Below are 20,661 nucleotides of genomic sequence, written 5' to 3' on the forward strand. Positions count from 1 at the left end.
GCGCGGAGCGTCGCAATATGTACAGCTCATGCGACCTTCTTCCTTCGGAGCAACTGGACGCACACCGTCAGGACGAGCGTCGCCAGGAAGAGCAGTACGGCGCCGGCGGATGCGATGCCGAGCCTGTTCTGCTCGAAGCCGAGTTTGTAGATCAAGGTCATCAGGACCTCGGTCGAGCCGTTCGGCCCGCCGTTGGTCAGCAGGAAGACCTCGGTGAAGGCGCGGAATCCACGCACCGCCGCGAGCACGAACAAGATCGCGAACACCGGCCGCAGCCCCGGCAGTGTGACGTGCAGGATGCGCTGCTTGGTCGAGGCGCCGTCCACGACCGCGGCCTCATAAAGCCCACGGTCGATCCCGGCCAGTCCGGCGAGGAAGATCATCATGTCGTACGGCGCCCCACGCCAGATGCCCGTGACGACGATCGACGCGAGCGAGGTATCGGGGTCGTTGATGAACCCCGACGGCCCGAGCCCGACCAGTCCGAGGATCTGGTTGAGCAGACCGTCGCCGGTCGGGTGGTACATGATCCGCCACAGTTCGGCGACGACGGCGATCGGCACGACCACCGGCAGGAACGCCGCGGACCGGATGAAGGTCAGTTTCCGGGTCTGGCCCTCCACCAGAAGCGCCAGCCCGAACCCGAGGATCATGGAGCCGGCGGTCTGGCCGACGGCGAGCACGATCGTGTTCCAGGTCGCCGAGCGGAACCCCTCCGAGGACAGGATCTCGCTGTAGTTCGCCCCGCCGACGTACAGGTTGCCCAGGTAGGGCCGGACCTCCTGCACCGACATCGAGATCGCCTGGATCATCGGGAGGAACTTGAAGTACGCGAAGAGGATCAGTGCGGGGGCCAGGAACAGCCACGGGACCCACCACTTCCCCGCGGCGCGCCGGTTGCGGCCGAGGCGGCGCGACGGAGTCCGCCGCGCCCCCTCTGCTGCCGCTTGCGGTTCCCGCCCCGCCGGTCGGGCTTCCGCCTCACGGACACTCACGACGCGCCGATGCCCTGCTGCTTGAGGGATTCGGCGAGCTTGCCGTCCAGCTTGGTCAGCTCGGCCGCGACGTCCAGACCGCAGTCGGCGATCAGGGCGTTCACGGTGTCGGCGCTGGCTTGGCGGATCGGCGTCCAGTTCGGGATGCTCGGCGCGTAGCGGCTGTGGTCGCGGTAGACCTCGGCGTACACCTTCCACCGCGGGTCCTTGCGCACCGAGGAGACATCCACGGTCTTGTTCACCGGAAGCTGCACGTTGAAGGCCTTCTCGCCTTGCATGCCGAGCGTCTGCGCCTCCGGCGAGATGATGTACGACGCCCAGGCGTTCTGCCCGGCCTCGTTCTTGGAACCGGCCATCAGGTAGGCGCTGCCGCCCTCGGCCAGCACGGTCGAGTCCTTGGCGCCCTTCGGGACCGGGACGACCTCGTACTTGTCCTTGCCGAGGCTCCCGTCGAACCGCGGCATCAGGTACGGACCGACGACGTACATGCCGGCCTTGCCGGACTCGAAGGTCTCGTTGGTCGGCGGGGTGTCCATCGTGGCGGCGCCGGGCTGGATGACCTTGTCGGTGCAGGCCAGGTCGCGGAACCACTTGGTCGCGGCGACGGACTCCGGCGTGGACATGGCCGGCTTGTACTTGCCGTCGGCCCCCTTCGCGATGAAGTCGCCGCCGGCGCCCCACAGGAAGTTGGAGAAGTACCAGGAGGCGTAACCACGCTTGGTCGAGCCCGGTACGGCGAGTCCGGCGGTGTCGTTCTTGCCGTTGCCGTCGGGGTCCTTGGTGGTGAACGCCTTGGCCAGCGCGGCGAACTGCGTCAGGTCGGTCGGGACCGGCAGGCCGACCTTCGCGCGCCAGTCCTTGCGGATCAGCAGCGCCGAGGCCTGGGCCGAGTACGGGACGCCGTACATCTTGCCGTCGCCGGACTTGGCCACGGCCAGCGCGGACTCGAGCAGCTGGTCGGTGCCCTTCACCGCGGCCGGGTCGACCTCGCGGACGATGCCCTGGGTGAGCATCGTGCCGAGCTGGGACGAGTCGTTCATGACGATGTCCGGCAGATCCTTCTGCGCGGCGCGCTGGGACAGCTTGGTCTCGAAGTCGTCGAAGATCGCGGTGACCTCGATCTTCTGGCCGGTCGCCTGCTCGAACGCGGCCGCGAGCTTCTTCATGCCCTTCTCGCCGTCACCACCAGGTGTGGTCCGCGTCCACAGTTCCAACGTAGCCTTCGAGTCCTGCTCTGCCTTCGGTGCACCAGCGGTGCCACAACCCCCGACGGCCAGGGCTGCTCCGAGCCCGACCGCTACCCACTTCAACGTCCTCGACATCCCGCCCACTCCTCACCTGAGAGCCCCCATTTGTACTTTTTGGGACTCATTTCGTCGGAAGATAGCGCTTTCCAACGAGAGCGGTCAATGATTCATCGGATGTCTGTTGCCGGGCTGTGACATGAGTGAGCGCCCGGCCGGGGTGTGGCCGGGCGCTCGACAGCGGGATCAGTTCGTCGGCGTCGCGCTCGGAGTACGGAAGCCGCCACCGGGGAAAGTGCCGCCCTGACGGACAGAATTGGCAGTCACCGAGCCATCGGTGTTCTGCCCGGTGACCACGACCTGCTCGCCGGCTTTGAGGTCACTGGCCTTGCCCTTGGCAGTGATCTCGATGGCGGTCTCCCCGGTGAGCTTCACCGTCACATCGCCGTTCTGCGTCTTCACGACGAGCTGGGAATCGGTCGCCGACACCACCGTGCCGACCGTGGCCGCCGCGCCCCCGGTACCGCCTGGCGCCTGGCCGTTCTGGCCGCCCCGGAAACCGCCGTACCCGCCTGAGGGCCGGCCTTGAGCCGCTGCCGGAGTGCTGTCCGAAGCGAACGCAGCGTGCAGACCCGCGCCACCGGCCAGGCCGATCGCCAGAACCACCACAGCAGCCAGTACGGCGGTCGCTGTCGGAAGGCTGAGTGTCTTCTTCGGCTTCAGCGCCGCATCGACCTCTTCGTCGGACCCGATCTGGGCGAACTCGTCGGGCGTCTGGTTAGACATGTCGGTGGTGCCTCTCACTCGTGACGTAGTGCGTCGATGGGACGAAGACCGGCGGCTCGGTGCGCCGGCATGCTGCCGAAGAACAGGCCGACCGCGGCGGACACCCCGAGGGCGAGCGCGATCGACGACGGGACCAGAACCGGGGTGACCCCGGCCAGCTGGAACTGGGTGACGATCAGTGCGGCGCCGACTCCGACGGCACCGCCGATCAGGCTGAGCAGGGTCGCCTCGATCAGGAACTGGCCGAGGATCGTTCGCCGCCGCGCCCCGAGTGCCTTGCGGATCCCGATCTCGCGGGTCCGCTCGGTGACGGTGACGAGCATGATGTTGGTGACCCCGATTCCGCCGACCACCAGACTGATCGCCGCCACCGTGGCCAGCAGCGCGGTGAAGGTCGCCGCGGTGTCCTGGCTGGTCTGCAGGATCTGCGCCGAGTTGGTGATCCGGAACGGCGAGGTCGTCGTGGCCGGAACCTGGTGCCGCGCGGTCAGGAGCTGGGTGACCTCGGCCTGGGCGAGGTCGACGCGATCCTTGTCGGAGGCTTGTACGACGATCTGGCTCAGTGCGCCGTACCCGGCCTGCGTGGCGCGCAGTGTGCTGATCGGGACGATCGCGGTCGCGTTCGGGTCGTTGAACCCGGTGCTGTCCTTGCTCGCGAGCACTCCGCGGACCACGAAATCGACGGCACCGAGTTTGACGGTCTGGCCGATCGCGGCTTGGGCGCGGCCGAAGAGTTCGGTCGCCGTGGTCTGGCCGAGCACGATGACGCGTTCGGCGCCGTCCACGTCTTCCTGGGTGAACGACTGGCCGGTTCCGACCGGAGTGTTGGTCGCCGGAAGGTACGCCGGCGTCGTACCGATGACCTGGTTGATGGTGTAGCTCGTGTCGCCGTTGGTCGCCGTACCGGAGCTTGTCATCACTGGGGCGACCGAGGCCACGTCCGGGGCGAGGCGGCGGTCGGACAGTGCGCTCACGTCGTCGAGGGTGAGGGCGTACTGCTGGGACGACGGGCCGGCTTGGCCGCGGGCGAAACCGCCGCCGCCACCGGTCGTCGAGACCGTGAGCAGGTTGGTGCCCATCGCCTCCAGCCGGGTCTGCACGGCTTTGCCGGAGCCGTTGCCTACCGCAACCAGCACGATGACCGCACCGACACCGATCGAGACGCCGAGCACGGTCAGCAGCGAGCGCAGTTTATTGGCGCTGAGGCCGCGCAGGGCGGCCCCGAACAGATCGCGAGGTGTCATCAGCGCGTCACCTCGTCGCGGACGATCTGGCCGTCGGAGACCTGGATCAGGCGCCGCGCACGCGCGGCGACGTCGTTCTCGTGGGTGATCACGACCACCGTGCGGCCTTCGGCGTTGAGCTCGTCGAACATGCCGAGCACCTCGTCGGTCGAGTGCGCGTCCAGGTTTCCGGTCGGCTCGTCGGCCAGCAGGATCCGCGGACCGGTCGCCAGCGCGCGGGCAATCGCGACCCGCTGCTGCTGACCGCCGGACAGTTGGTTCGGCCGGTGGCCGGCGCGGTCGGCGAGGCCGACCAGCTCCAGGGCGCGGTTGGCCCGGGCGCGCCGCTCGGTACGGCGCAGGTGTGCGTAGGTGAGCGGGAGTTCGACGTTGGCCAGGGCGCTGGTGCGCGGGATCAGGTTGAACGACTGGAAGATGAAGCCGATCTTCCGGCCGCGAACGAGTGCCTGCTGGTCCTCGGACAGGCGTGCGACATCACTGCCGTCGAGGAAGTACTCACCACGAGTCGGTACGTCGAGGCAGCCGAGGATGTTCATCAGGGTCGACTTGCCTGAGCCGGACGAGCCCATCACGGCGACGTACTCACCGGCCTCGACCTGCAGCGAGACACCCCGCAATGCATGTACGGCGGTCTCCCCGGCACCGTACGTCTTCGTGACACCGCGGATGTCGATCAGAGCGTCGTTGCTCACCGGGTGCCACCGGCGTTGCGCTGCTGGACGCCGCCGGCGGGGAACTGTCCGCCACCGGCAGGGAGCTGGCCACCGCCGGGGGCTTGCCCGGTCCGGCCCTGACCGGTCTGGCCGGTGCCGCCGCCGATCGTGCCTTGGAGGAGTTCGACCTGGTCGCCCTCGGTGAGGCCGGTCTTGATCTCGGTGAAGCTCCCGCCCTTGATGCCGATCGTGACCTCGCGGCTGGTGCCGTCGGCCATCGTCACGGTGTTCGTCGTACCGCTGGTGACGACAGCCGTGCTCGGCACATTCAGGACGTTGGTGGCTTTGGCGGTCTGGACGGTGACGTTCGCGGTCTGGCCCATCCGGGCGTTCGCCGGAAGCTTGGCCAGCGAGAAGGTGGCCGAGTAGGCGACCACTCCGTTGGTGGTCGTCGGGGTCGGCGCGACCGAAGCGAGGGTCGCGGTGAGGTTGGTGCCCGGCTCGGCGTTCAACGTGACGGTCGCCGACTGGCCGGCCTTGATCTTGACCGCGTCGGCCTCGGGGAAGGCGGCCGAGACCTGGAGCGCCTTCAGGTCGGAGATGTCGGCAAAGCCGGTGCCCGCGGCGGACGTCGTACTGGTGGAGGTTGAACCTTGACCTGAGGTCGAGCCTGAGCCGCCGGTCGTGCCGGAGGTTGAACCGCTGCTGGAGCCTGCGGCGGAGCCGACCGAGCCGTTGATGGCGGTGATGGTGCCGGCGATCGGCGCTTTGAGGGTGGTCGCGGCGACGGCCGACTTGGCGGCTATGACGTCCTGGTCGGCCTGTTCCTTGTCGGCTTTCGCCCGGGCCAGCGAGGCCTCGGCGTTGCTGACGGCAACTTCCGGGTTCTGGGTCTGAGTCTGACCCTGTGCCTGAGCTTGACCTGTCGGCGTGGGTGAGGCCGACGCGTCATCGGCGGCTTCCTTGGCGTCTTCGGCGTCGTCGAGTGACTCGTCGGCCGCGCTCACGGAGTTCGCGGCGGCGATCTGGTTCTGCTCGGCGATCCGCAGCTGCCGCTCGGCCGCGGCCGGATCGATCTTGGCAATCGCGGCGCCTTTGGCGACCACCTGGCCGACCTTGACCAGGATCTGGGTCACTGTGCCGGAGGTCTCGAACTGTGGCGAGGCGGTCTGCGAACTGGCGAGCGTGCCGCTGGAACTGACGCTGGCGACCACGTCGCCGCGGGTCACCGCCACGCTCGGGCGGGCGGCCGCCGCCGACGGTTCGGCACCGCGGAAGAAGAGGAAGTACGCCGTGACGGCGATCGCAGCGACGACGGCCACCAGGGCCACATTGAGCAAGCTGAGGCCACGGAGTTTGTGGCGGGGTAGCACCATGGGACCTGAACGTAGAGATGATTGCTGAGGAAGTGGTCCTTGCTTCCTGGCAACTGACTGTGAACTTGAAACGTCCATATCCCTGGCAGCTCGCGACACACCGTGATCTGTGTACGCCCCATGACAGGGGGTCACGACCGGGCTGTCAGGTGCGTACATACGGCTCGGGCATGCCAAAATGGGAATGATCCGGGCCGACCGACCGTTGGCACGGATGACGATCTCGGAGGTATGACATGTCTAATCGCGTACTGCGTGGTTCGGGGCTGGGTGGGGTCAGCTTCGAGGATGACCGTGGTGTCGAGTTCGCGCCGCGCCAGATGATCACGTACGACTGCCCGCGCGGTCACGTGGTCGAGGTGACGATGGCGCACGACGCCGAGGTGCCCGCTATCTGGGAGTGCCCGCACTGCGGCAGCGAGGCCGCTCGCTCGACCGGTGAGAAGCCGGAGCCGAAGCAGGAGAAGCCGGCCCGTACGCACTGGGACATGCTGCGTGAGCGCCGGAGCATCTCGGAGCTCGAGGAGCTGCTGGCTGAGCGCCTGGACCTGCTCCGCAAGGGTCAGATCGGCCCGGCGCACCTGCACCGGACCAAGCGCACCGCCTGATTCACTGAGTGAACCCGGACCGCAACGGCGCGGTCCGGGTTTTCTCATGCGCTCATTTGCCTAACACCTTTAGGTATGCGCACAATTAGTTATGGCACGTGCAGGGTTGACCGCTGATCGGCTGGCGCGCGCCGGTGCGGAACTGGCTGATGAGATCGGCTTCGAGCAGGTCAGCCCATCAACGCTGGCCCGGCACTTCGGCGTACAGGTCGCGAGTCTTTACTCACATGTTCGGGGCGCGCACGATCTGAAGACCCGGATCGCGCAGGTTGCTCTCGACGAGCTCGCCGACAAGGCCGCTGACGCGGTCGCCGGGCGTGCTGGGCGGGATGCGCTCGTCGCGCTGGCCTCGGTCTACCGCTCGTATGCCCGTGAGCACCCTGGCCGGTACGCCGCTTCGCAGTACCGGGTTGATCCCGGCTCGGTGGCCGTCGAGGCCGGGCGGCGGCATTCGGAGCTGACCCGGGCGGTCCTGCGCGGCTACGACCTGGGCGAGCCGGCGCAAACCGATGCGATCCGGCTGCTCGGCAGCCTCTTCAACGGTTATATCGGCCTCGAGCTCGGCGGTTCGTTCGCCCACTCGGCGCCCAGCAGCGACGAAAGCTGGGCGCGGATCCTCGACGCCATCGACTCACTCCTTCGGAACTGGACGCAAATATGATCTCGATCCCCATCACCACTGACCTGCTCCGGGGCGCGATCGACCTCGAGCAGACCGAGCGCGGCATCCTGCCGCACCGGCTCCCGGCCTGGGCCCGGCGCCAGAACGACGACGCGCTGCTCGCCATGGCCGAGTCCCAGTCCTCCGGACTGCGGCTCGTGTTCCGCACCGACGCGACCGTCATCGAGCTGGAGACGATCCCGACCAAGCGGACCTACGTCGGCGCCCCGACGCGTCCGGACGGCGTGTACGACGTACTGGTCGACGGTGTGTTGTTCGCTCAGGGGACCGCCGACGGCGGCGACGTGATCACGATCGATTTCGCCACTGGTGGGGCCGAGGTGACTCAGGGCTCGTCGGCGACCCAGCGGTTCGAGTTGGCGGCTGGTTCGAAGCTGGTGGAGATCTGGTTGCCGCATGACGAGACGACCGAGCTCGTTGCCTTGCGCACCGATGCTCCGGTCGAGCCGGTGCCTTCTGCGGGTCCGGTCTGGGTTCATCACGGCAGCTCGATCAGCCACGGTTCCAACGCGACCCACCCGACGGGCACCTGGCCGGCGATCGTCGCCGCCAAGTCCGGCGTTCAGCTGGTCAACCTGGGCTTCAGCGGTACGGCGCTGCTGCAGCCGTTCATCGCGCGAACCATCCGCGACACTCCCGCCGACCTGATCAGCATCAAGCTGGGCATCAACCTGCTGAACAGCGACGCCATGCGCCTGCGCGCCTTCGGTCCGGCCGTCCACGGTTTCCTCGACACCATCCGCGAAGGCCACCCCACCACTCCGCTGCTGGTCATCTCGTCACTGCTGGCCCCGATCCACGAGGACACCCCCGGCCCGACCGGCCCGGACTTCGCCGAGCTGGCCGAAGGCAAACTCACCTTCGCCGCCCGCGGCAACCCCGACGAGGTCGCCGACGGCAAGCTCACCCTCGCCGTCATCCGCACCGAACTGGCCAAGATCGTCGCCCAGCGCGCCGCCGAAGACCCCAACCTGCACTACCTCGACGGCCTGGACCTCTACGGCGAGCCCGACACCGCCGCACACCCGTTGCTCGACAACCTGCACCCCGACGCCGACACCCACCGCCTCATCGCCGACCGGTTCAGCACCCTCGCCTTCACCGGCAAAGGCCCCTTCGCGGCACCTGCCCAGGTACGCTAAGAAGGGCAGCGCGGTTCCGTCGCGGATTCGAGGGAGGTAGGCCATGGCCGTAGACATGGTCGCTCCGGCCTGGATGCACTCGCAGATCACTGCCGAGCAGTACGACTCGTGGACTCCCGAGCAGTGTGCCGGCATCGAGATCGTGGACGGGATAGTCGCTGTGGCACCGAGTGCCTCCAAACGCCATAACCGCATCGCCCGCCTGCTGGCCAACGCCCTCGACCAGGCGGCCGGTGCGGAGTGGAATGCCGACACGGACTTCGACGTCCGCCTGCAGGACAGCCCGCTGACCAACCGCAGGCCGGACGTGGTCGTCTACCGCGCCGACACCATCGACATCTCCCCCACCCGCCCCGAGCACGTGCTCCTCGTCGTCGAGGTCGTCTCCCCCGGCTCAGAGACCACCGACCGCATCGTCAAGGTCGACCAGTACGCCCAAGCCGGCATCGCGTTCTACTGGCGCATCGAACAAGCCGTCACCGGCCTCCCGATCGTCTACACCTACGTGCTCGACCCCGCCAGCCGCACCTACCGCGACACCGAAGTCTTCGCCGGCGAAGTCAAAGCCGCCGTCCCCTTCCACATCTCGGTAGACCTAGCCGTCCTCTGACTGGGCCCGGTGGCGCTTCTCGGTCGGGCACGGCTGCGGGTTGGGTACGGCGGTGCATGGTTGGTCGCCGCTCCGGACAAGCCGGGCACGTTGCCTGTGGCTGGTCGCCGCGGCGGCCGCGTTACATAAAGAGCTTGGCTGGGCCCGGTGGGTGGTTGAGGTACTGGCGAGGCCGGTGACCGCGCTCGCGCCGATTGAGGTGCTCGCTATGGTTGCGGCCGGTTGTGGGGAGGCCTTGAACGTGACCCGCCGCTGTGGTGAAAAGCGCTGGCAAGGAGGCCGGGGGTGCTGCCGTGCCCAGCTGACCCTGGCCGCCGCGCTGGTTGCCTATTTTCCGTCGCGGCCTGTCCAGTTGTCGGGGGTCTGTCGGCCGGGTGGTGGGCGTGAACAGGTAATTACCTGTCTCGGCCCACTGTTTCTTGTTCAAGCCCCCGGTTGTTGGCCCGGCTGGCCTCGGCGGCGCTCATTACGCGTGAGTTTTTCGGCGTATGGACCCGAAAAATCCCCGCGTAGTGCGAATCGGCGGGCGGGTATGCCGGTGGGACTCCCCGGTGCCTGATTCGTCGGGTATCCGGGTGGGTTGGGGAGCGAAACTGACCTGGATTGACGGGTAAAGCTCCCCGGCCCCACCCCACTAGCCCGCGCGGTGAGCTGGGTGGAACGTTTTGTGCAAATGGCGACGTGGAGTTTCCACTTGGCGCTGCTTTTCGGCCTCAGCCATAGCGGGTAGCTCAAGCAACGGTCACGCGATCGCCGACCTCGCCAGTACCTCAGCCCCGCGCCGGGCTCAGCCAAGCTCTTTATGTAACGCGGCCGCCGCGGCGACCAGCCCCAGACAACGTGTCCGGCTTGTCCGGAGCGGCGATCAACCGGTCCCGCCGTACCAACAGCGGCCGATCCCCACCGGCCACAGCGCGCTACCTCGGGGGTTCGGGGTCGATGACTTCACCCTGTACGACGTTGTCGGCCGGGCGCGGGCTGTTGGGGCTCTGACCGAAGCCACCGAAGCCGGGGCCTGGTCCACCTAGGCCACCACCGAGGCCGCCCAGACCAGTGGCACCCAACTGGGTGACGCGGCGGCCGAGGAAGGCAGTCAGGGCGCGGCGGGCCAGCGGCCGGGTGAAGGGGAGGACGAAGAAGAAGCCGAAGATGTCGGTGACGAAGCCTGGGGTGAGCAGGAGGGTGCCGCCGATCAGGACGAGGGCGCCGTCGGCGAGCTCGCGGCCGGGCATCTTGCCGGTTTCGAACGACGACTGGAGGGCGGCCCAGGCGCGCCGGCCCTCGCGTTTGATGAGCCAGGCGCCGAGGGCGCTTTCGGCGATCAGGAGGGCGACCGTGGGCCAGCCGCCGATCACCTGGCCGACCTGGATGATCACGTAGATCTCCACGATCGGCACCAAGAGCAGCGCGACAGCCACCAACCAGCCCATGTCCAACCCCTTCTCCTGCTTCTGCCCAGGATACGGAGTCGGGCCAAAGCTCTAGACGGGAACCTTCTGGCGCGCGGGCTTCGGTGCTGGGGGCGCCTGCGGCTTGGGCTTGGAGCGTGAGGCGAGAGCCAGCAGGATGCCGAGCAGGCCGAGACCGGTCAGGATCCACTGCGGCCAGGCGCCGAGCCGGATTGCCAGCGTCTTGCCGTCACGCACCGGGACCTTGGCGACGTACACGTCGGAGACGAACTGGCCGGACTTGTGCTCGACCTTGCCGTCGGGCTGGATCACGCCGGAGATGCCGCTCGTGGAGGCGATGAGCACGGTGCGGCCGGTTTCGATCGCGCGCATCCGGGTGATCGCGAACTGCTGCTCGGGCTGGCCGGTGCCGCCGTACGTGGCGTTGTTGGTCTGCACGATCAGGACCTGGGCGCCGCCGTTCATGACGTCGGCGATGACGTTGTCGTAGGCGAGCTCGAAGCAGATCACGTCGCCGTAGGTGACGCCGCGGATCGGCATGATGCCGACGGTCTTGCCGGGTGCGGTCTGGCGGCCGACCATCTCCAGGCGCTTGATGTAGGGCAGGAGCTGCTCGCGGAACGGGACGTACTCGCCGAAGGGCACCGGGTGCCGCTTGGCGTAGACCTGGCCGGGGCCGGTCTGCGGGTCCCAGACGACGCCGGTGGTCTGGCGCTCGTTCGGGCCGGGGCCCTCGAGGACTGCGCCGACCAGGATCGGTACGTCGACTGCCTTGACCGCTTGCTCGATGTCCGCGCGGGTCTCGTCGTCCTTGAACGGGTCGATGTCGGTCGAGTTCTCCGGCCAGATCACCACGTCCGGCTTCGCCTCGGTGCCGGCCTGGACGCGCTTCTCCAGATCGAGCGTCGCGGCCAGGTGGTTCTTGGTGACGGTCCGGGCGCGGCCGAGGAACTCCAGCCCCTTGCCCGGGACGTTGCCCTGCACCATCGCCGCGGTCACGGTCTTGCCGTTGCCGTCAGTGGGCAGGTCGATCACTGCGCTGCCACCGAAGATCGCGACCCCGGCCAGCACGGCCAGCACGCGGATGCGGAACTTCGTTGCCTGGCGGAAGACGACGTACACGAGCAGGCCCAGTACCGCGATGATGAAGCTGAGGCCCGGAATTCCGACGTACGCCGCGAGCCTTCCCAACGGGGAATCGGAGAAGGCCCACGCGAGCCGCCCCCACGGGAAGCCGCCGAACGGCACGGATGCCGTCGCGAACTCGGTCGCCACCCACAGCGACGGGATCCACAGCGGCCACAGCTTGTGCCGGAACACCCGGACGGCGAACGCGCCGAAGACTGCGTAGAACAGCCCCTCGAGGATCGCCAGGGCGATGGCCGCGTCACCCCCGATGACGCTGAGCCACGGGACGAGCGTCGCGTAGTACGCGATCCCGAAAGCCGCACCGATCAGGAAGCCGGCCTTCGAAGACTGTGCCGAACCTTTCAGGGCCGAGCCGTTCAGCGCCGCGAAGAACAGCGGCAGCGCAATCACGGTGAGCCATGGATGGGTGTGCGGTTCGAAGGCGAAACCGAGCATGATGCCCGCCGCCACAGCCACCACGAGACGCGGCAGCAACCGCCCCAGAGCCTTCAACCGGTTCAACGCCGTCTCCCTCAGTCCTCACCCACCGGCAGCGACCGGCGGTGATAACTGTATCGGGCAGAAAAGAGGAAAGAGGCTCGGTGCCCTTCGGACCAACCGCCGGATCACTGGATGCGAACCGGACAGCTGTTGTCTACTGGGCTCCGAACCTCTTCCACCTCTGCCCCGCGGGGGGCTAACCACCGGCGATCTCAGCCCCCGTCGACTCAAGCCTGGCACTGGCGTGGTCAGCGTCGCGGGATCTCCGGTGGCCGAACTCCGTGTGACCAATGGTCCAACGGCGTTTGACGACTCCCAAAACGATGCTCGCTGCCGACGACGCTGTCAACCTCTCCGCCGGCTCCTTGGGCTCGTTGTAACACTTCCGGCTGCTGGCCCAGAAATTACAGCGGTGTCACCTCTCGGAGTCATCTCGGCACGCTACGTGATCGTTACCCAGGGCAACTATTCGTGACCCGACCGGTACGCCGGAACTCCCCTTTGCGCACCCGATCACAAGCCGCGTTGGTTGCCTTTGACACCTTTAAATTTGGGTGCCGTCAGCAACCAGTACGTCGTGCACCACGCGGCCACCGACCACGGTCCGCAAGCAGGTCGGCACCGGCGCATCGTCGGACAGGTCGGGCAGCACCGGTACGCCGGCCCTAGGGTCGGTCGACCACGCGGCCACCCGCTGATCCGGCGTCTGGACGACAAGGTCCGCCTCGCTCTGCCAGATCGCGTACGTCGCGGGCAAGCTCGGTGCGAGCATTCCCGCATCGTCGACGCCGACCGCTCGCCAGCCACCCCGCGTGTGGGCCTGGAACGCGGCCCGAACGGTAATGCGCTCCTCGGGGGTGTGATGGAACGCAGCCGCTCGCACGGCCTCCCACGGGCCGAGCTCGGTGACCGGCGAGTCCGAACCGAACGCCAGTACGACGCCTTCTCGCGCCAGCGACGCAAGAGGGTTCATGCCGCGCCACCGCTCCCCCACGCGCTCGGCGTACATGTCGTCCGGGCCGCCCCACAGTCCGTCGAACATCGGCTGCACGCTCGCGGCAACGCCGTACCGGGCGAAGGTCGCAATCGCTTGTGGGCTTGGCATCTCGACGTGTTCCAGGCGATGCCGCACCGCCACGAGAGCCTGTACGCCGACCTTCTCGGCGGCCAGGTCGAAGCCGCGGGCGATGTTGTCGAGCGCCTGGTCGCCGATGCAGTGGAAGCCGGCCTGGATGTTCCGTTCGGTGCAGGCGATCACATGCTCGGCGATCTGCTCTGCTGTCAGATAGGCGTGGCCGCGGTGATCGGTCTGGTCGGCGTACGCCTCGCGCAGTGCGGCGGTGCGCGAGCCCAGTGCGCCGTCGGCGTTGAGGTCGCCGGCCAGGCCGACTACGCCGTACTGGTCGAGGACCTCGAAGGCGCCGGGCTCGCCCCAGTAGAGAGTGGAGTGCAGGCCGAGCTCGTCGGCTGCCTGGCGGACGAGCGGGAGTTCCCAGCGCGGTCCGATGTGCGGTGCGGCCATCTCGTGGAACGCACCGATCCCCTTGGCTGCCATGGCGCGCACCGCAGTTCGCGCATCCTCCAGCGCACGTGCCTGAGTAGCTGCGATATCTGCGCCACCTAAGTCTTCCGACAGCGCGTCCCGTACGGCGTGGTTCGCATCGCGCTCGACACGCCCGCTGGCGTCGTACCCCTCACGCGCTGTGAGTCCCGGCACCGCACTGACGAATGCTGACGACACGACACCGGAGTGACCGTCGACCCGTGACAGGTAGACCGGGCGACCACCGGCGGCCCGGTCCAGCTCGGCGGCTGTCGGTGGGCGGCGTTCGGGCCAGCGAGTCTCGTCCCAGTTGGAGCCCTCGATGACAGCGCCTTCCGGAAGCCCGGCTGCGTGCGCCGCCAGGCGGTCCAGCGCCTCGGCGAGGTTGCGGGCGCCGGTGAGGTCGAGGCCGTTCAGCAGGACGCCGATGCCGACCGTGTGGACATGGGCGTCGACGAAGGCCGGGGTGACGAGCTTGCCGTCCAGGTCGATCACCTCGTCCGCACCGTCGGCGTACGCGGCGGCTCCGGTGTCGTCGCCGAGCCAGGTCACCACCCCGTCGTCGAAGGCGATCGCAGTCGCATGCGGGTCGACAGGTGAGTAGACGGAACCGTTCGTCAGCAGTGTGCGCACGGACCCATCCTCCGCCAAGCCGCCTCCGAGTGCCTCAGGCAGGGTGCGAGACCAGGCAAAATACGACTGAAATCAGATGTTCACAGGATTTCTTGCGGGATACTGTTGCCTTGAGGGGAAGTTCTATCGCTATCCTCACACTTGACGACTTTCGCTCCAACCTCCGGAGGACTTGTGACCGACCTGATCAGCCCCCCAGAGATCGATCGTTCCGAGCAGCCGTACGCCTACCGCCGTACTGAGCTCGTCGAGCCGGACTGGACCCGGCTGCCCGGCTGGAAGGACGTCACCGACGAGGAGTGGCGCTCGGTCCAGTGGCAGCGCTCGCACTGCGTGAAGAACGTCAAGCAGCTGCGGGACGTGATGGGCGACCTCGTCGACGAGCGGTTCTACGAGGACCTGACCCGCGACCAGGCCGAGCGCGCGACGATGTCGATGCTGCTGCCGCCGCAGATGCTGAACACGATCGTCCCGCACGGCGCGGCTGATTACACCGAGGCGTTCTACGCCGACCCGGTGCGCCGCTACATGCTCCCGGTGTTCACAGACCGCCGTACCGACTGGGCGTCGCACCCGCATGCGACGCGTGACTCGCTGCACGAGCACGAGATGTGGGCCACGGAGGGGCTGACCCACCGCTACCCGACCAAGGTGCTGGCCGAGCTGCTGCCGACCTGTCCGCAGTACTGCGGTCACTGCACCCGGATGGACCTGGTCGGGAACTCGACGCCGGTCATCGAGAAGCTGAAGTTCGTCACCAAGCCGAACGCGCGGGTCGAGGACATGCTCGACTACCTGCGCCGTACGCCGGGTGTGCGTGACGTCGTGGTCTCCGGTGGCGACGTGGCGAACATGCCTTGGCCGCGGCTGGAGTCGTTCCTGATGAGCCTGCTGGACATCGAGAACATCCGCGACATCCGCCTGGCCACCAAGGCGTTGATGGGTATGCCGCAGCACTGGCTGTCCGATGATGTGCGCGCCGGCATCGAGCGGGTTGCCACGCTGGGGCGCCAGCGCGGTGTGATGCTCGCGATGCACACCCACGTGAACGCTGCCCAGTCCGTCACTCCCCTGGTGGCCGAGGCGACCAAGGCGATGTTCGAGGCCGGTCTCCGCGACGTCCGCAACCAGGGCGTGCTGATGCGCGGAGTCAACGACTCCATCCCGGAGCTGCTCGACCTGTGCTTCGCACTGCTCGACGGTGCGACCATCACGCCGTACTACTTCTACATGTGCGACATGATCCCGTTCTCCGAGCACTGGCGCGTCTCGGTCAAGGAAGCCCAGCACCTGCAGCACGGCATCCTCGGCTACCTGCCAGGCTTCGCCACCCCGCGCATCGTCTGCGACGTCCCGTACGTCGGCAAGCGGTGGGTGCACCAACTGTCGGAGTACGACGAGGTCCGCGGTGTCTCGTACTGGAAGAAGAACTACCGCACCGGGATCGAGCAGCAGGACCCGGACGCGTTGAACCGCACCTACGAGTACTACGACCCGATCGACACGCTGCCGGTTGAGGGACAGAAGTGGTGGACCGAGCACGCTCCCACCTCGCTGGCCGACGCCGAGGCCCGCGCCGCCGCGTCGCGCAACGCTGCCGAGGCCCAGAAGCTGCTGCCACTGATCTGACCGCGCCCCACAAACCGCCTTCGGTGCCATCAATGCAGGGGATGGCACCGGGGGCGTCTCTCTGTTTCTGCAGCTTCGTGCAATCTGCGGGATTTCGGGGCCCTGGGCCCTTAACCGGCCGCTACGATCTGGAGCCGGTTGGTTGCTAGTTCGGGGAGTTCTGCGTGCGGGTCGTTCGGGTTTCTGTTGGTGTGCTGCTGACTCTGGTGGGGCTTGTCCTGGCGGTCGGTGGTGGGATCGCCGCGTTCTTCGTGATCGGGCCGGACGACACCGTGCAGTCCGGCGATCAGCATCTGGTCAGCAAGGGGCTGGCGATCGCCAGTACGCCGGAGTTGCTGGAGCTGAACGGGCCGATCCTGCATGTTGACGCCCGGTCGGCGAACGGGAAGCCGGTGTTCGTCGGTGTCGGGCGCGACTTCGATGTGGCGAGCTACCTGAAGGACGTGGCGCACACACAGCTGGTGCAGCTGACGTATCCGATCGCTTTGAACACCCAGGAGTCCAAGGGCGCGGCGGATCCGCTCACGGCTCCGGGCAGCCTGGACTGGTGGGTTGCGAAGGGGACGGGGTCGCTGACCTGGCCGATCGCGGACGGTCCGTACGACGTGGTGATCATGAACGCCGACGGGAAGACCCCGCCTGATCTGCAGGTGCGGCTGGGGATCGAGGTGCCGAACGCGTTCCTCATCGCGCTGGCGGTGTTCGTCGGCGGGCTGCTGATCCTTGCCCTCGGCATCGTGCTGATCGTGGTCCGCCGCAGGCCGGTTGCCCTGGCACCCGCCGTACCAGCTCCGGCTCCGGCCCAGTTCGGTACGACGTACCGCGTGATCGCAGGAACCGCCGTACTGGGTCTGCTCACTGGGTGTTCAGTGGTGCCGCAGCGCGACAAGGTCACCAGCGTGACCCGCCCGGCAGTCAGCAACGAGGCTGGGCTGGCCGTTATCAAGCACTACAACGAGGTCGCGACTGCTGCGGGTCGCGCCCGCAACGAGGTGCAGATCGCCCAGGTCGAGGGCGGTGAGCTGGTGAAGCAGACGCGGGCCACTTATGCGATCGGCCGTAACCTCAAGCGACCACTCCCCAAGCCGCCGACCTACGGCAAGCCCACTTTTGCGGCGCCGGAGTACGGCGGCTACCCGATGCGCTTCCTGGCGACCGAGGGCCCGAGGGTCGGCCTTTGGCAGCGCGAGAGTGCCGGCAGCCCATGGATGCAGACCTTGGCCGCAACCTTGCAGAAGTCGGCGAAGCTGCCGGACCTGAATGGTCTGCGCCCAGCAACCGATGCCGACGGCAAGAACCTGGCCATGGCACCGAACACAGCGCTCACGGCGCTGAACGAGTACCTGACCAAGGAAGGCAAGTCTCCCAAGGGAGCGTCGTTCGAGGTCGTGCCGCAGTTCGCGGCCTCGTTCAAGCAACTTGCCGGCGAGCGCCAGTACTTCAGCCAGGCCTACAAGGGGCAGGTCCAGAAGATCAGCAGTACCTACAGCCTCGCTGCGCCGCCCACGGCATTTGTCACCAAGGGCGGCGAAGCGCTCGTGCTGGCAACGCTCCGCGAGGAGTACCTGTTCGTCATGGCCGGTTTCAAGAACCAATTCGTCTGGTACCGCGGCGATCCGACGGCGTTCAGTCCGCCGGAAACCTACTACGCCAGTGCGCTGAAGAACACGACCCTGCACGACGTCGTACTGGTTCTTCCTCCGAAGGGAAAGATCAAGGTCGCGGCGTACGAGTCGCAGATGGTCGCGGCCGGCGGATACTAGTGGGTGATCCTGCAGCTTCGTGCAATTTGGTCAGTGCGGAGTGTTCGGAGGCATTAAGCTCACGCCTTCTTGTTTCTTCCTGGGGGTTGTGGTGCGGGTTCTTCGTGGTGTCCTCGGCGGTCTGCTCGCCGTGCTCGGTCTGCTCGTCACGATTGTGGGTGCGGGCGCGGCCTTCTGGCTGATCGGGCCGGACGACACCGTCTACTCCGGCGAGCAGCATCTCGCCGTCCAGGGCCGTGCGCTCGTCACGAGCCCAACACTGATCGATCAGCACGGCCCGACGCTCCACGTCCGGGCCCGCTCCCTGGACGGCAAACCGGTCTTCCTCGGCGTGGGACGCAACTTCGATGTTGCGAGCTACATCGGGACCTACGCCCACACCTCAGTGGTGCAAGTGAAGTACCCCGTTGCCTTCAGTACCGAAGCTCACACCGGCCCCACGACGCCGCTGCCCGTACCGGTCGGCCTCGACTGGTGGCTGGCCCAGACCGCCGGCCCCGGCAAGCAGTCCCTCGCCTGGCCGATCCAGGACGGTCCCTATCAAGCCGTCGTGATGCCCGCGGACGGCGGTTCGCCGGTGGACGTGCAGCTCGAGTTCGGGATCGAGATCCCCCATGCCTTCCTGGCGGCCCTCACAGTGCTGCTGATCGGGCTGGCATTGCTCGCGCTGTCCTGGCGGACGCTTCGCCGCAGGCCGCGGGCTGCTCCGGAGGAGGAGGCCGCTCCGAAGCAGCATGTGAAGGCCGGTGCGGCGCTGCCCATGGTCGCCGTGCTGACACTGGCCACCGGGTGCTCGGGCCTACCCGAGCAGAACACGGTCTCGGCGCTCAGCCGCCCCGCAGTCACCGCCGACACTGCCAAGCAGATCCTCACCCGGTACGACGAGGTTGCTGCGAAGGCCGCTCGCACCCGCGATCTCAAGTCGATCAGCACGGTCGAGGGTGACACGCGGCTCGATCAGACCCGAGGGGCGTACCAAGCAGCGACCGCGCAGAATGGCCCGGCCGCACCGCCTGATGTCTTCGCTCAAGCGGTTGTCGCGGCGCCGACGTACGGGAGTTATCCGATGCTGTTCGCAGCGGCCGGCAAGTCGTTGGGCCTGTGGAATCGTCGTTCCGCCGGTGAACCCTGGCTGCTGGCGTTGGCGGCGCCGGTCGGTGCCGGCGCGAAAGTCCCGTCGATCGCCGGCGCTCGTGAGGCCAACTCCGATGCGACCGCCGCAACAGCCGCCCGCTTCGCCGAATACGTCAACGAGGGCCTCAAATCGCCCAAGGCGAAGACGTTCACGATCAGCCCCGAGGTCGCTTCGCTGCTGGCCAACCGCGCCGGTCGCAAGGCCTCGGCAGCTCGCCAGCCGATGATTGTCTCGCTCGGTGACCAGTTCTCCGTGACGGCTCGGCCCTCGACGTTGCAGACGACTTCCGGCGAGGCCCTGGCCTTCTTCAACCTCACCGAAAGCCAGGTCACCGCGACCGACTGCAGCGCGCCGATCCACTGGCGCGAGGGTGCGGAGACACTGTTCAGCCCGGCCTCGCGCGGCTACCGCTGCGGCCTGACCGCCTCCACCCTGCACTCGGTCGTGTTGGCGATACCCGCCAAGGGCAAAGGCAACCCACGAGTGGTTGCCTTCACCTCTCAGGTACTCAAGGCCGGCGGGTACTAGTGGGTGATCTTCACCTCTGATCCCGTCGACGCGGACTCATAAATGGCCGTCAGCATGCGAGCCATCTCAAGACCGTGTTCGGCGGGGGCGTCGGCCGCGATCTCGCCGCGGCAGACGCTCAGGAAGTGCTCGATCTCGTTGGCGAAGCCGACGGTGAAGTCGAAGCCCAGTGAGTCGATCTGGGGCTCGATGTGGAGCACGGTGTCGTGGCGTTCGGTGACCATGTGCAGGGCCGGCTCGATCTCGACGCCGCCCTTCTCCCCGAACAGCTGGACGGCTGTCTCGTTGCGGGTGTGCAGCGAGTACGAGACGTCGACGTTCAGGATGGCGCCGCCTTCGAAGCGGATCTGCGCGGTGGCGTAGTCCTCGACGTTGTTGACGCGGGTCTCGGAGGAGGCCCGGTAGCGCGACAGGTGCTGGATGTTGTCGCGGGCACCGATCGGGTTGAAGCTCGCGCCGGAGACCGACACGGCCTTCGGCTGACCCATCAGGTACCAGCACAGGTCGACGACGTGGACGCCGAGATCGATCAGCGGTCCGCCGCCGGCGACGTCCTTGTCGCCGAACCAGCCGCCGGGGTTGCCGGCGTTGCGCAGGATCGTGGTCCGGGCGGCGTAGATCTTGCCGAACTCGTCCTCGTCGAGGAACCGTTTGGCGACGAGCGCGTTCGGGGCGTAGCGGCGTACGTAGCCGATCTGCAGTGACTTGCCGGTCTCCTTGGTGGCCTTGACCAGTGCCTCGGCCTCGGCGACCGAGACGCTCATCGGCTTCTCGAGCAGCACGTTCTTGCCGGCCCGCAGGGCGTCCTCGGCGATCTCGGCGTGCTTGTTGTTCGGGACGCAGATGCTGACGGCATCGATCTCGGAGTCGGACAGGATCTCGGCGCGGTCGCCGGTCACCCGGGCCACACCGAACTGCTCACCGCGCTGCTTGACCCGCTCGATGTCGATGTCGCACAGCGCCACCACCTCGGCGCCCGGGTTCGCCTGGTACGCCTTGATGTGTTCCTGCGCGATCGTGCCGACACCGATCACGGCGATCTTGATGGTCAT

At 67.5% G+C, this 20,661-nt stretch carries 17 protein-coding genes; 7 read left to right on the plus strand and 10 right to left on the minus strand.

The genetic code is table 11. From position 1 onward, the window contains the following. Positions 1-26: 26 nt before the first annotated feature. The 6 genes from E1263_RS05675 to E1263_RS05700 form a co-directional block, all read right to left on the minus strand. Positions 27-995, minus strand: a complete 969-nt coding sequence (locus E1263_RS05675) for a carbohydrate ABC transporter permease (protein WP_132166094.1) — start codon at positions 993-995, stop codon at positions 27-29. Continuing rightward, the gene (locus E1263_RS05680; protein WP_132166095.1) at positions 992-2,317 is read right to left on the minus strand and encodes a sugar ABC transporter substrate-binding protein; all 1,326 of its coding nucleotides are present in this window, start codon (positions 2,315-2,317) and stop codon (positions 992-994) included. Before E1263_RS05680 ends, E1263_RS05675 begins: the two co-directional genes overlap by 4 nt. Before the next feature lie 168 nt (positions 2,318-2,485). Then, positions 2,486-3,025: a hypothetical protein gene (locus E1263_RS05685; protein ID WP_132166096.1), complete on the minus strand. Its 540-nt coding sequence runs from the start codon at positions 3,023-3,025 to the stop codon at positions 2,486-2,488. 14 nt (positions 3,026-3,039) lie between these two features. Continuing rightward, a complete protein-coding gene (locus E1263_RS05690) occupies positions 3,040-4,269 on the minus strand; it encodes an ABC transporter permease (RefSeq protein WP_132166097.1) in 1,230 nt (409 codons plus the stop codon). Continuing rightward, complete coding sequence (locus E1263_RS05695) at positions 4,269-4,961, minus strand: ABC transporter ATP-binding protein (RefSeq protein WP_132166098.1); 693 nt, start codon at positions 4,959-4,961, stop codon at positions 4,269-4,271. Before E1263_RS05695 ends, E1263_RS05690 begins: the two co-directional genes overlap by 1 nt. Beyond that, complete coding sequence (locus E1263_RS05700) at positions 4,958-6,298, minus strand: efflux RND transporter periplasmic adaptor subunit (RefSeq protein ID WP_165956492.1); 1,341 nt, start codon at positions 6,296-6,298, stop codon at positions 4,958-4,960. The genes E1263_RS05695 and E1263_RS05700 overlap by 4 nt, the downstream gene beginning before the upstream one ends. A 236-nt stretch (positions 6,299-6,534) precedes the next feature. Between E1263_RS05700 and E1263_RS05705 the strand changes: the two genes are divergently transcribed. The 4 genes from E1263_RS05705 to E1263_RS05720 all read left to right on the plus strand — a co-directional run bounded on the left by E1263_RS05705 (position 6,535) and on the right by E1263_RS05720 (position 9,340). Next, positions 6,535-6,906, plus strand: coding sequence for an RNA polymerase-binding protein RbpA (locus E1263_RS05705; RefSeq protein ID WP_132166100.1), 372 nt, complete (start codon positions 6,535-6,537; stop codon positions 6,904-6,906). A gap of 91 nt (positions 6,907-6,997) precedes the next feature. Beyond that, positions 6,998-7,567, plus strand: a complete 570-nt coding sequence (locus tag E1263_RS05710) for a TetR/AcrR family transcriptional regulator (RefSeq protein ID WP_132166101.1) — start codon at positions 6,998-7,000, stop codon at positions 7,565-7,567. Then, entirely contained in the window at positions 7,564-8,730 is a 1,167-nt protein-coding gene (locus E1263_RS05715; protein ID WP_132166102.1) for an SGNH/GDSL hydrolase family protein, read from the plus strand. Before E1263_RS05710 ends, E1263_RS05715 begins: the two co-directional genes overlap by 4 nt. A 43-nt stretch (positions 8,731-8,773) precedes the next feature. Beyond that, entirely contained in the window at positions 8,774-9,340 is a 567-nt protein-coding gene (locus tag E1263_RS05720; protein WP_132166103.1) for a Uma2 family endonuclease, read from the plus strand. A 917-nt stretch (positions 9,341-10,257) separates the two neighbouring features. Here E1263_RS05720 and E1263_RS05725 read toward each other — a convergent pair. The 3 genes from E1263_RS05725 to E1263_RS05735 form a co-directional block, all read right to left on the minus strand. Then, positions 10,258-10,770, minus strand: coding sequence for an FxsA family protein (locus tag E1263_RS05725; RefSeq protein WP_132166104.1), 513 nt, complete (start codon positions 10,768-10,770; stop codon positions 10,258-10,260). A 51-nt stretch (positions 10,771-10,821) separates the two neighbouring features. Next, a complete protein-coding gene (lnt, locus tag E1263_RS05730) occupies positions 10,822-12,399 on the minus strand; it encodes an apolipoprotein N-acyltransferase (protein ID WP_132166105.1) in 1,578 nt (525 codons plus the stop codon). 523 nt (positions 12,400-12,922) lie between these two features. Continuing rightward, entirely contained in the window at positions 12,923-14,554 is a 1,632-nt protein-coding gene (locus E1263_RS05735; protein WP_132166106.1) for an amidohydrolase, read from the minus strand. A 174-nt stretch (positions 14,555-14,728) separates the two neighbouring features. On the opposite strand from E1263_RS05735, the gene E1263_RS05740 reads away from it, so the two are divergent. From E1263_RS05740 to E1263_RS05750, 3 genes are all read left to right on the plus strand, one after another. Then, positions 14,729-16,183: a KamA family radical SAM protein gene (locus E1263_RS05740; RefSeq protein WP_132166107.1), complete on the plus strand. Its 1,455-nt coding sequence runs from the start codon at positions 14,729-14,731 to the stop codon at positions 16,181-16,183. 164 nt (positions 16,184-16,347) lie between these two features. Then, positions 16,348-17,946 (plus strand): DUF8094 domain-containing protein, encoded by a 1,599-nt coding sequence (locus tag E1263_RS05745; RefSeq protein ID WP_132166108.1) that lies wholly within the window; start codon positions 16,348-16,350, stop codon positions 17,944-17,946. 91 nt (positions 17,947-18,037) lie between these two features. Beyond that, complete coding sequence (locus E1263_RS05750; RefSeq protein WP_132166109.1) at positions 18,038-19,609, plus strand: DUF8094 domain-containing protein; 1,572 nt, start codon at positions 18,038-18,040, stop codon at positions 19,607-19,609. Here E1263_RS05750 and E1263_RS05755 read toward each other — a convergent pair. After that, positions 19,606-20,661 carry a Gfo/Idh/MocA family protein gene (locus E1263_RS05755; RefSeq protein WP_132166110.1) on the minus strand — a complete coding sequence of 352 codons (1,056 nt, stop codon included), beginning with the start codon at positions 20,659-20,661 and terminating at the stop codon, positions 19,606-19,608. The two genes, E1263_RS05750 and E1263_RS05755, sit on opposite strands and share 4 nt — an antisense overlap.

This window comes from Kribbella antibiotica (genome assembly GCF_004349055.1).
In the GTDB taxonomy this organism is placed as follows: domain Bacteria; phylum Actinomycetota; class Actinomycetes; order Propionibacteriales; family Kribbellaceae; genus Kribbella; species Kribbella antibiotica.

Bases quoted from the DNA above. Each gene is read 5' to 3' on its own strand.
- E1263_RS05680 (WP_132166095.1), bottom strand. From the start codon at position 2,317: ATGTCGAGGACGTTGAAGTGGGTAGCGGTCGGGCTCGGAGCAGCCCTG.
- E1263_RS05685 (WP_132166096.1), bottom strand. From the start codon at position 3,025: ATGTCTAACCAGACGCCCGACGAGTTCGCCCAGATCGGGTCCGACGAA.
- E1263_RS05690 (WP_132166097.1), bottom strand. From the start codon at position 4,269: ATGACACCTCGCGATCTGTTCGGGGCCGCCCTGCGCGGCCTCAGCGCC.
- E1263_RS05700 (WP_165956492.1), bottom strand. From the start codon at position 6,298: ATGGTGCTACCCCGCCACAAACTCCGTGGCCTCAGCTTGCTCAATGTG.
- E1263_RS05705 (WP_132166100.1), top strand. From the start codon at position 6,535: ATGTCTAATCGCGTACTGCGTGGTTCGGGGCTGGGTGGGGTCAGCTTC.
- E1263_RS05710 (WP_132166101.1), top strand. From the start codon at position 6,998: ATGGCACGTGCAGGGTTGACCGCTGATCGGCTGGCGCGCGCCGGTGCG.
- E1263_RS05715 (WP_132166102.1), top strand. From the start codon at position 7,564: ATGATCTCGATCCCCATCACCACTGACCTGCTCCGGGGCGCGATCGAC.
- E1263_RS05720 (WP_132166103.1), top strand. From the start codon at position 8,774: ATGGCCGTAGACATGGTCGCTCCGGCCTGGATGCACTCGCAGATCACT.
- E1263_RS05725 (WP_132166104.1), bottom strand. From the start codon at position 10,770: ATGGGCTGGTTGGTGGCTGTCGCGCTGCTCTTGGTGCCGATCGTGGAG.
- E1263_RS05755 (WP_132166110.1), bottom strand. From the start codon at position 20,661: ATGACCATCAAGATCGCCGTGATCGGTGTCGGCACGATCGCGCAGGAA.